Consider the following 10,334-nt stretch of genomic DNA (forward strand, 5'->3'; position numbering starts at 1 on the left):
TGTATACAACCGCAACTTTCGAAACGAATCGATATAGACGAGTCGCGGCTGCGGCACGGCCCCATCGCCGCGCGGAGGCGCCGGGCGGGCCTAGCCGAGCCCCGCCGCCCCCTCGGTGTGACCGGCGGCACCCACCCAGATCGTTGCCACAGACAACCTTCGTGGTAAAGTTGCTTCCGGCAACTAAGGAGGACGCCACCGTGACCGCCAGCTCGTCCCGCACCCTGCTCACCGCGATCGAGGACCTCGCCCGCGCCCAGCGCGAGACCGGCGCCCTGCTCGCCCGCGAGCTCGACTGCCCCCGCGCCGGGCTCACCCTCGTGCGCGTGCTCCACCGGCTCGGTCCGCTGCCCGTCGGCGACCTCGCCGAGCGCCTGCGCATCGACATCTCGGTCGCGAGCCGTCAGGTCAGCGCGCTCGTCGACGCAGGGCTGGTCCACCGGACCGCGCCCGACGGACCCGGCGCCGACCGGCGCGTGCGCACCGTCGCCCTGACCGCGCGCGGCGCCGAGCTCGCCGCCCGCAGCCGCGCGCACCTCGAGGCGCGGGCCGGCGAGGCGTTCGCCGGCTGGACGCCCGACGAGCTCACGGCAGCCGCCGTCCAGCTCCAGAAGATCACCGCCGCGATCCAGTCGCTGCCCCCGGCCCACCACGTCACCACCCGCGCCGGCACCACCCCGGCCGTCACCACGGCGGCCGTCACCTCAGCACCCGTCACCGCACCCCCCACCCGAGAGCAGATCCACGCGTGAGCACACCACCGCAGACCCCCCGCCCCGCCGCCCCCGACGAACAGCGCACCACGACCGCGGTCGCGACCGCCGGGAGCCCGTCCGCCTCCCCCGCCGCCGCCCCCATGAACCGCCGCGAGGTGCTCGAGGCGCTGTCCGGGATCCTCCTCGGCATGTTCGTCTCGATCCTCGCGACGAGCGTCGTGTCGTCCTCGCTCCCCCGGATCATCAGCGACCTGTCCGGCACCCAGTCGTCGTTCACCTGGGTCGTCGTCGCGACCCTCCTGACCACCACCATCTCGACGCCCATCTGGGGCAAGCTCGCCGACCTCGTCGACCGCAAGCTCCTCGTGCAGCTCGCGCTCGTCGTCTCCGTCGTCGCGTCGGCCCTCGCCGGGCTCTCGCAGAACGTCGAGACGCTGATCGCGATGCGCGCCCTCCAGGGCATCGGCGCCGGCGGCCTCATGGCGCTCGGCACCGTCCTGATCGCCGACATCCTGTCGCCGCGCGAGCGCGGCAAGTACATGGGCCTCATGGGCGGCGTCATGGGCGTCGCGATGATCGGCGGGCCGCTGCTCGGCGGTGCGCTGACGGACAGCGTCGGCTGGCGCTGGAACTTCTTCGTCGGCCTGCCGTTCGCCGTGGCCGCGATCGTCGTCCTCCAGCGCACGCTGCACCTGCCCCGACGTCCCCGTCGCGTCGTCCGGATCGACTACGCGGGCGCCGCGCTCATCTCCGCCGGCATCGCCGGGCTGCTCCTGTGGGTCACGTTCGCGGGCCAGAACTTCGACTGGCTCTCGTGGCAGACCGCCGCGATGGTCGGCGGCTCGGTCGTCGCGCTCGTCGCCGCGGTGTTCGTCGAGCAGCGCGCCGCAGAACCGATCATCCCGCTGCACCTGTTCCGCAACCGCACGCTCGTCCTCGCGGTCGTCGCGAGCGTCGCCGTCGGTGTCGCGCTGTTCGGCACCTCGGTGTTCCTCAGCCAGTACATGCAGGTCGCCCGCGGCCGCACGCCCACCGAGTCCGGTCTGCTCACCATCCCGATGATCGTCGGGCAGCTCGTCACCTCGACCATCGGCGGGCGCCTCGTGACCCGCACGGGCCGCTACAAGACGATCATGACCGTCGGTGCCGTCGTGCTCGGCGCGGGCCTGGCCCTCATGGGGACCATCCACTACGACACGAGCTTCGTCGCCGTGAGCGCCTGGATGTTCCTGCTCGGCGCGGGCGTCGGCCTGCTCATGCAGAACCTCGTGCTCGCCGCGCAGAACACCCTCGACGTCCGCGAGGTCGGCTCGGGCACGTCCACCGTCGCGTTCTTCCGGACGCTCGGCGGCACCGTCGGGGTCTCCGCACTCGGTGCGGTGCTCGCCAACCACGTCACGACCCGCATCTCCGACGGGCTCGCGGCGCTCGGCGTCGACACGAGCGCGCTCGCGGGCGGCACCAGCGCGGTGCCCGACGTCGGCACCCTCCCCGGTCCGGTCCGCACCGTGGTCGAGTCCGCCTACGGCGACTCCGTCGCGGACCTGTTCCTGTACTGCGTGCCGCTCGCGGTCGTCGCGCTCGTCGCGGTGCTGCTGCTCACGGAGGTGCCGCTCGGCCGGCGCTCGGGCCTCGAGCAGCTCGCCGCGCAGCAGGCGGGCGCCGAGGACGCCGCGGGCACCGCGTCGACCGAGCCCGGGCAGGAGCTCGCGGCGCGGTCCACGGCCGACGCCTCGGACGCGGACGGCGCCCGCGAGACGGTGCGCTCGGGCGCGTGACGTCCCCCAGGGCCGGTCGCGGGCAGGTGCCCGCGGCCGGCCCTCGTCGTCGCCCGGGCGGACGGGCCGCGCCGGGTGCGGCGGCGTCCGTCAGGATGGTCCCGTGAGCACCTCGGCACCGACCCCCGGCGGGACCAGCGGCGACGCGCTGCAGCACGTCGAGCACGAGCTCGGCCTCCTGCTGCGGCGCGCACGCGCCAGCTCGGCACGCATGGCGGCGCGGGTGCACCCCGACCTCGAGCCTGCGGCCTACCCCCTGCTCGCGCACATCGCCCAGAACCCCGACGTCCGGGCCCGCGAGATCGCCGCGCACATCGGGGTCGGCAAGGGCACGATGTCGCGCCAGCTCGCCCGGCTCGAGGAGCTCGCGCTCGTGGAGCGCCGCCCGGACCCCGAGGACTCGCGCGGCCAGCTCATCCGCCTCACCCCCGAGGGGCTGCGCCGCGTCGAGGGCGCCAAGGTCGCGCGGCGACAGTTCTTCGGGGCCGCCCTGGGTGCGTGGACGGACGACGAGATCGGGAACCTGGCCGACCAGCTCGCACGGCTCAACGCCGACCTGGAGGCCGCGGCCCGCCGCCGCACGGACTGAGGCCCGCGCCCGTCCCCGTCCGTCGGTCCGGCGGTCGGTGCGGTCAGCGCTGCCAGGTGGTGCGCTGGCGGGCGATCGCCGTGACGGCGTCGACCCGGGGCGCCTCGAGGCGCTCGGGCAGGCCGCGGAAGATGCCGGGCACGTCGTGCCGGGCGACGACGAGCGGCTCGTCGGGCTGCTCGTCCGGGTGCAGGTCGAGCACGCCCTGCAGCACGAGCACGCCGCGGACGCGCAGCTGCGACCCGACCGCCGAGCGCAGCAGCCCCTGGACCCGCGCGGCCTCGAGCCGGGCGTCGCGCAGGTACGGCACGGGGCGCCCGTCGAGCTCGATCGAGCGGCCCTCGACGCGGACCCGCCTCCCGGGGTGCGCACGCTCGGTCACGGTGAAGATGCCACCCGGGCCGAGCAGCAGGTGGTCGACCACCGTGCCCTGGCGTCCGAGCGGCACGCCGTGCACCACCTGCCAGCCCTCCTGCGTGAGCCGGTCGAGGCGCGTGCGGACCGACCCGCCGCGCTCGCGCCGGGCGTGCTCCGCCGCGCTGCCGGTCCCCTCGGCCAGGGGGCCGTCGAGCGCGTCCAGCGTGCCGAGCCGCTTGTCGAGCGTGAGCGGGAGCACGAGCTCGGTGACGTCCGCGCGCAGGTACGCCTGCGCCGCGCGGCGCACGCCGGCCTCCGCCGCGGGCTGGTCGATGATGACCTCGCCCGACTGCAGGTCGACGCAGCCGAGCCGCGCCCCGGACTCGCCCGTGACGTACAGGCGGTCGGCGCCGTACCGGCGCCACCGTCGCACGATCAGGGCCTCGTCCACGTGAACCATTATCGGCATCCGCGGCCCCTCTCTGAACCCGCTTCCCGAACGCGTGACGCCTCGTCGCGCATGCGGACGGCGTGTCGTCCCCCGAGCGGACGTGTCGCGGCCGTCGCCACCCCGGGCGGACCTGTGGGGGCCGTCACGACCCCGGGCGGACGTGTCGCGCCGTCGCCACCCCGGGCGGACGTGTCGCGGCTCCCGGGCGAGCCTCGTGCCCCTCACGGGGAAGATGGGGACATGCGCCTCCTCCTCGTCCGCCACGGCCAGACGTCCTCGAACGTCGGCCGCAACCTCGACACCGCCGAGCCGGGCGCGGATCTCACCCCGCTCGGCGAGCGCCAGGCCCGGGCACTGCCCGCCGTGCTCGCGGGCGAGGGGATCGGCGCGATCTACGTCTCGAACCTCGTGCGGACCCAGCAGACCGCGGCGCCGCTCGCCCGCGCGCTCGGCCTCGACGTGCACGTCCGCCCGGGGCTGCGCGAGATCTCCGCAGGGTCGCTCGAGATGGCCGACGACCTGCCGTCGATCCGGCTCTACGTCGACACGATGCTGCGGTGGGCCGCCGGCGACCTGGACGCCCGGCTGCCCGGCGGGGAGTCCGGGGCGGCGACGCTGAGCCGGTTCGACCGCGTCGTCGAGGAGGCCGCCGCCACGTCCGACGTCGCGGTCCTCGTGAGCCACGGGGCGATGATCCGCGCGTGGGCCGGGGCCCGCTGCGAGGAGGTGACGGTCGAGCTCGCGGCCGAGAACCCGCTCTCGAACACCGGTGCCGTGCTGCTCAGCGGCACGCCGGGGCGGTGGCGGCTCGACGAGTGGCACGCCGAGGCGCTCGGCGGCGCGCTCGTCGACGACCCGGCGCACGACGGACCGGCGGGCGAGCCGGTCCCGGTCGACGCGGCCGCGCCGGGCTCTGGTGCGCAGGGCGGCGCGGGCGGGCCGGGCCCCGGCGCGCACGGGGGCGCGGGCGTGCAGCGCGCGGACGGGCAGGACGCGGGTGCGGCTCGTGGGCGACCCGCGGCGCGTGGGTAGCGCTCCGGCGCACGCCGGAACCTGCGGTGACGGGCTCGACGAGGTCGTCCGCCGCCTCCGTGCCGCGGTGCCGGACCGCGGCAGGGCGCTCGTCGCGGTCGACGGGATCGGCGGCAGCGGCAAGAGCACGTTCGCGGCGGCCCTCGCGCAGCGCGTCGACGACCGGCCGGTCCTCGTGCTGCACGCCGACGACTTCCTGCACCCGTCCGCGACCCGGCACGCGCGCGGGCGGCTCTCGCCCGAGGGGTTCTGGCTCGACGCGTACGACTACGGCGCGCTGACCGGCTGGGCGCTCACCCCGCTGGGGGCGGGCGGCGACGGGCTCTACCGCACGCACGCGCTGGACCACCTGGCCGACCGCGCCGTCCGGCCGGACCCGGTGCAGGCACCCGCCGACGCGCTCGTGGTCGTCGAGGGCACGTTCCTGCACCGCGACGAGCTCGTGGGGTCCTGGGACTTCTCGGTGTACCTCGACGTGCCGTTCGCGGTGGGACACGGCCGCCTCGCGCTGCGCGACGGGATCGACCCGGACCCGGAGCGCGGTCCGCTGCGCCGGTACACCGGTGCGCAGCGCCTGTACCTCGACGCCGCCGCGCCGTGGGAGCGCGCCTCGGTCGTCCTCGACACGACCGACGCCGCGCACCCGCGGATCATCGACGCGTCGGCGGCCGCGGCCGCACGTTGAGGCGCGGGAGCGGAGCGCGGCCTCGCCACCGCCCGGGTCCGGGTTGCGGTCCTGTGGCGGTGGCGGTGGCGGTGGCGGTCGAGACCAGCAGCGTGTGGGCGGCGTGCACGCCCCGGCGCGACGACGGCCCCCCGCGCGGTGCAGGGGGCCGTCGGCGGCGGTCGTCAGGCCTGGCCCTCCGGGCCTGCCGGCTCGAACGTCAGGCTCACCGAGTTCATGCAGAACCGGTCGCCCGTCGGGGTCTGCGGCGCGTCGTCGAACACGTGCCCCAGGTGCGAGCCGCAGCGTGAGCAGCGGACCTCGGTGCGCACCATCCCGAGCGTGCGGTCGGTGAGCAGCTCGACCCGGTCGCCCGCGAGCGGCGAGAAGAAGCTCGGCCACCCGCAGTGCGAGTCGAACTTGGTGTCGGAGCGGAACAGCTCCTGGCCGCAGCCGCGACAGCGGTAGACGCCCTCGCGCTTCTCGTCGAGCAGCTCACCCGTCCAGGGGCGCTCGGTCCCGGCGCGGCGCAGCACCGCGAACTCCTGCGGCTGGAGCAGCAGCTGCCACTCGTCGTCGCTCCTGCTGACCTCGTAGCGGCTCGTGCCGTCGGTCGGCGTGCTCGTCATGCGCCCTCCTCGTCGTCGCGGGGTTCACCCGTCGACCTGCACAACACCACACCGCGGCGATCTGTGCCCGCGCGTCGCGGACCGGTGAGCCGGCCTCACGTGCGCCCCGCGGCCCGGTCCCGCTTGCGCCGGTACATCGCCGCGTCGGCGTGCCGGACGAGGTCGCGCGCCGTCGTCCCGTCGCGCGGGAAGACCGCCGCTCCGATGCTCACCGTCATCCGGTGCACGGCCTCGTCGACGGTGAACGGCTCGCGCAGCGCCGCGTCGAGGTCGGCGACGACCCGGTCGACCGCGTGGGCCGCGTCGCCCGGGACGCCGGCGAGGACGGCGACGAACTCGTCGCCCCCACGACGCCCGACGACGTCCTGCTCCCGAAGTCGCGACTGCAGGCAGCGGGCGGCGTGCGTGAGGTACACGTCGCCGACGAGGTGGCCGTGCACGTCGTTGACGCCCTTGAACGCGTCGATGTCGAGGAACAGCACGGCCGCCGCCGTGCCGGCCGCGGCCGCACGCTCGAGCACCCGGTGCAGCGCGTCGTCGAACGCCGCCCGGTTGAGCAGGCCCGTCAGGGGGTCGCGCGTCATCGCCTGGACGGCGCGGGTCTGCGCCTCGACCTCGGGGGTCACGTCGTGCTGGACGCCCATGAAGTGCGTGACGGTGCCGGCGCTGTCGCGTGCGACGGAGATGTGGACGTCGTTCCAGAACGACGTCCCGTCCGCGCGGTAGTTGAGCAGCCGCACGCGCGTGAACCGCCCGGAGCGCAGGCCCGCTCCCATCGCGTGCACGGCGGCGCGGTCGGTCGCCGGGCCCTGGAGGAACCGGGCGTTGCGCCCGAGGACGTCCTGCGCCGCGTAGCCCGTCATCACCTCGAACGCACGGTTGACGTAGACGAGCGGGTGGTCCGCCCCGAGGGCGTCCGCGATGGTGATCGGCGTGTCCGCGGCGGCGATGCAGAAGCTGAGCAGGTCCTCCGTCGTGGGCGGGCTCGCGGCCTCACCCACCAGACGCACCCGCGCGCCGGACGGTTCCCACGATCGCCCCCCGATGACGCGGCCAGGACCACCGGACCCCTCGACCATACCGACGGGTCGGGCGGGCGTCAGCCCACCGCAGGACCCGTCCCTCGCGACGTGCCCGAGCCTCGCCGCGGCCTCCCACGACCCGCTCCGTCAGATGACCCCGAGCGCCAGCATCGCGTCCGCGACCCGGCGGAACCCGGCGATGTTGGCGCCGAGCACGTAGTTGCCGGGCGCCCCGAACTCCTCGGCGGTCTCGGCGCAGCGGTCGTGGATGCCCACCATGATCTCGGCGAGCCGCTCCTCGGTGTGCGGGAACGTCCACGAGTCGCGCGACGCGTTCTGCTGCATCTCGAGGGCCGACGTCGCGACCCCGCCCGCGTTGGCGGCCTTGCCGGGGCCGAACAGCACGCCGGAGTCCTGCAGGAGCTGCACGGCGTCCGGCGTCGTCGGCATGTTCGCGCCCTCGGCGACGGCCCGGACCCCGTTGGTCAGCAGCGTGCGGGCGTCGCCTGCGGTGAGCTCGTTCTGCGTCGCGCACGGCAGCGCGACGTCCACGGGGACGTCCCAGACGCTGCCGCCCTCGACGAGCCGTGCCTGCGGGCGGCGGGCCACGTAGTCCGCGGCGCGGCCCCGCTCGACCTCCTTGACCTGGCGGAGCAGGTCCAGGTCGACGCCGGCCTCGTCGACGACGTAGCCGGAGGAGTCGGAGAACGTCACCACGTGCGCGCCGAGCGCCTGAGCCTTCTGGATCGCGTAGGTCGCGACGTTGCCCGCACCGGACACCGAGACGCGCAGCCCGTCGAAGGCAGCACCGCGGGCCGCGAGCATCTGCTCGGCGAACAGGACCGTCCCGTACCCGGTGGCCTCGGTGCGCACGAGCGAGCCGCCCCACGTGAGCCCCTTGCCGGTGAGCACGCCGGACTCGTAGCGGTTGGTGATCCGCTTGTACTGGCCGAAGAGGTAGCCGATCTCGCGGGCGCCGACGCCGATGTCGCCCGCGGGCACGTCGGTGTGCTCGCCGATGTGCCGGTACAGCTCCGTCATGAACGACTGGCAGAACCGCATCACCTCGCCGTCGGAGCGGCCGCGCGGGTCGAAGTCGGCCCCGCCCTTGCCGCCGCCGATCGGCATCCCGCTGAGCGCGTTCTTGAAGATCTGCTCGAAGCCGAGGAACTTGACGATCCCGAGGTACACCGACGGGTGGAACCGCAGCCCGCCCTTGTACGGCCCGAGCGCCGAGGAGTACTCGACCCGGAACCCGCGGTTGATCTGCACGCGCCCCGCGTCGTCGACCCACGGCACCCGGAAGATGATCTGCCGCTCGGGCTCGCACAGCCGCTCGAGCACCGCGCCCTCGGCGTACTGCGGGTGCGCGCGGACCACGGGTCCGAGGGTGTCGAAGACCTCGCGGACGGCCTGGTGGAACTCGGCCTCCCCCGGGTTGCGGCGCAGCACCTGCGCGTAGATCGGTTCCAGCGCGCTGTCCACGCCCACTCCTCGGCTCGCCCGTTCCTGTCGCTCGACAGGTTACGCGGGACCGCCGGCGGGCCGGTCGTCGTCTCGCCCGCGCCCGTCGTACCGCAGCCCCGCGTCCGTCACCCGGGCCCCCTCCGACGGCGGGTGCGGGGTGCGCCGCCCGTCGTGGCCCAGGTGCTCGACGGGCACGCCGTGCAGCAGCACCGCGACGTCGCTGACCAACCGCCGGTGGCAGCGCCACCACACCGTCTCGCTGCACAGCACCACGGTCGCGCGGGGGCCGCGGGCGACGTCGTCGAGCAGCGCCGCCATGCCCGCGCGGAACTCGTCGGTGCGGGTGTGCGCGGCGTAGGCGCGGAACGCCTCGACGCGCCACCAGGGGTCGAGGTCGGCGGCGGGCGGGGTGGGGCGGGAGCCACCCGCGCCGGCTGCTGCCCGGGGTCCCGCCTCGGTGGAGTGCCCGTCGCCGGAGAGCGCCTCGGACGAGGCCACGCGCGACACCGCCGAGACGGTCCTCCGACCCCCGAGCCGAGGCTCCCAGCGGTACTCCACCCCGGCGTCGGGCAACCAGCGCGCCAGCTCGTCCCGGGCGACGTGCGGATTGCGGCGGCTGCCGGGGAAGCGCCGGACGTCGACGAGCAGACCGACCTCCGCGCCGTGCAGCACGGTCAGGATCTCGTCCTGCCCGGCGGTCCCGTGCCCGAAGGTCAGGAGCGGACGGCGAACGGCCGGGTCGTCGTCGGGCACTGTCCCTCCCAGGGTGACCGGCAGCGGGTTCGCGCCAGCCTGGCACGGCGCGTCAGGCCGCGCGCACCCACCGCGCCAGCTGACCGGCCGGCACGACGCGTCGCCGGGCGACCGCCGCGGTCGACGCCCCGAGGCCGACGAGCGTCCACACGAGCAGCGCCGCGATCGCGCCGCCCGCGCCGCCCTGACCGGTCACGACGCCCTGCAGCCCGCCCAGCGCTGCGGAGAGCGGCAGCGCCGTGAACAGGTGCTCGACGAGCGGCGGGACGGTCGAGACGACGGCGCCCGCGAGCCCGACGACCGCGATCACGACCGAGACGAACCGGCCGACCCCGGCGAGCACCGCGACGAGGCCCTGGTTGACCGCCGCGAACGCGACGCCCGCGAGCACCGCGACCGCGAAGAACGCCGCCCAGCCGCTCGGCGAGAGGTCGAGCGCGAACGCCATGATGCCGCCGACGGCGAGGCCCTGGACGGCGCCCACGAGCGCGCCCGGGGCGAACGCGCCGAGCGCGAGGCGGACCGACGAGCGCGTCGAGCCGAGCGCGCGGTGCGGCACGGCGGCGAGCACGACGAACGTCGCGAGCCCCCCGAGCCACAGCGCGAGCGCCGCGAGCCACGGCACGCTCGTGTCCCCGAACAGCGCACCGCCGTCGGACCGCGCCGCGACGGGCGTCGCGACGACGCCCGCGAGGGTCGACGCCTCCTCGTCCGTGTACGACGGCACCTGCTCGCCCGCCTGGCCGAGGCCGGAGGCGAGCTCGCCCGCGCCGGACGACAGCTCCGTCGCACCCGACGCGACCTGGCCCGCGCCCGACGCGAGGTCACCGGCGCCCGCGGCCGCGTCGTCGGCACCGGAGGCGAGCTCGCGCGCAC

The 10,334-nt window shown here is 75.6% G+C and carries 11 protein-coding genes; 5 read left to right on the forward strand and 6 right to left on the reverse strand.

The window, feature by feature from the left end; all coding sequences use genetic code 11:
• Positions 1-200 precede the first annotated feature (200 nt).
• From AB6N24_RS02710 to AB6N24_RS02720, 3 genes are all read left to right on the forward strand, one after another.
• On the forward strand, positions 201-752 hold the full coding sequence (locus AB6N24_RS02710) for a MarR family winged helix-turn-helix transcriptional regulator (protein WP_412867896.1): 552 nt from the start codon (positions 201-203) through the stop codon (positions 750-752).
• A 104-nt stretch (positions 753-856) separates the two neighbouring features.
• Positions 857-2,494, forward strand: a complete 1,638-nt coding sequence (locus AB6N24_RS02715) for an MDR family MFS transporter (protein ID WP_412867907.1) — start codon at positions 857-859, stop codon at positions 2,492-2,494.
• A 103-nt stretch (positions 2,495-2,597) separates the two neighbouring features.
• A complete protein-coding gene (locus AB6N24_RS02720; RefSeq protein ID WP_412867897.1) occupies positions 2,598-3,083 on the forward strand; it encodes a MarR family winged helix-turn-helix transcriptional regulator in 486 nt (161 codons plus the stop codon).
• A gap of 43 nt (positions 3,084-3,126) precedes the next feature.
• On the opposite strand, the gene AB6N24_RS02725 is transcribed toward AB6N24_RS02720, so the two are convergent.
• Positions 3,127-3,891, reverse strand: a complete 765-nt coding sequence (locus tag AB6N24_RS02725) for a nuclease-related domain-containing protein (protein ID WP_412867898.1) — start codon at positions 3,889-3,891, stop codon at positions 3,127-3,129.
• A gap of 240 nt (positions 3,892-4,131) precedes the next feature.
• Between AB6N24_RS02725 and AB6N24_RS02730 the strand changes: the two genes are divergently transcribed.
• Positions 4,132-4,923 carry a histidine phosphatase family protein gene (locus AB6N24_RS02730; RefSeq protein WP_412867899.1) on the forward strand — a complete coding sequence of 264 codons (792 nt, stop codon included), beginning with the start codon at positions 4,132-4,134 and terminating at the stop codon, positions 4,921-4,923.
• Positions 4,916-5,608: a nucleoside/nucleotide kinase family protein gene (locus tag AB6N24_RS02735; RefSeq protein WP_412867900.1), complete on the forward strand. Its 693-nt coding sequence runs from the start codon at positions 4,916-4,918 to the stop codon at positions 5,606-5,608. The genes AB6N24_RS02730 and AB6N24_RS02735 overlap by 8 nt, the downstream gene beginning before the upstream one ends.
• A gap of 164 nt (positions 5,609-5,772) precedes the next feature.
• On the opposite strand, the gene msrB is transcribed toward AB6N24_RS02735, so the two are convergent.
• From msrB to AB6N24_RS02760, 5 genes are all read right to left on the reverse strand, one after another.
• Complete coding sequence (gene msrB / locus AB6N24_RS02740; RefSeq protein ID WP_412867901.1) at positions 5,773-6,216, reverse strand: peptide-methionine (R)-S-oxide reductase MsrB; 444 nt, start codon at positions 6,214-6,216, stop codon at positions 5,773-5,775.
• A 95-nt stretch (positions 6,217-6,311) separates the two neighbouring features.
• The gene (locus AB6N24_RS02745) at positions 6,312-7,217 is read right to left on the reverse strand and encodes a diguanylate cyclase domain-containing protein (RefSeq protein ID WP_412867902.1); all 906 of its coding nucleotides are present in this window, start codon (positions 7,215-7,217) and stop codon (positions 6,312-6,314) included.
• A gap of 168 nt (positions 7,218-7,385) precedes the next feature.
• Positions 7,386-8,723 carry an NADP-specific glutamate dehydrogenase gene (gene gdhA, locus AB6N24_RS02750; RefSeq protein ID WP_412867903.1) on the reverse strand — a complete coding sequence of 446 codons (1,338 nt, stop codon included), beginning with the start codon at positions 8,721-8,723 and terminating at the stop codon, positions 7,386-7,388.
• Positions 8,724-8,762: 39 nt separating this feature from the next.
• Positions 8,763-9,458: a DUF488 domain-containing protein gene (locus AB6N24_RS02755; RefSeq protein WP_412867904.1), complete on the reverse strand. Its 696-nt coding sequence runs from the start codon at positions 9,456-9,458 to the stop codon at positions 8,763-8,765.
• 52 nt (positions 9,459-9,510) lie between these two features.
• On the reverse strand, positions 9,511-10,334 hold an 824-nt coding region (locus AB6N24_RS02760; RefSeq protein WP_489672050.1), incomplete at its 5' end, for an ABC-2 transporter permease.

It is taken from the genome of Cellulomonas jepli (genome assembly GCF_047229345.1).
In the GTDB taxonomy this organism is placed as follows: Bacteria; Actinomycetota; Actinomycetes; order Actinomycetales; family Cellulomonadaceae; genus Cellulomonas_A.

What these genes read in the sequence shown, in the direction of transcription:
- AB6N24_RS02715 (WP_412867907.1), top strand. Translation starts at nt 857, where the DNA reads ATGAACCGCCGCGAGGTGCTCGAGGCGCTGTCCGGGATCCTCCTCGGC.
- msrB (WP_412867901.1), bottom strand. Translation starts at nt 6,216, where the DNA reads ATGACGAGCACGCCGACCGACGGCACGAGCCGCTACGAGGTCAGCAGG.
- AB6N24_RS02730 (WP_412867899.1), top strand. Translation starts at nt 4,132, where the DNA reads ATGCGCCTCCTCCTCGTCCGCCACGGCCAGACGTCCTCGAACGTCGGC.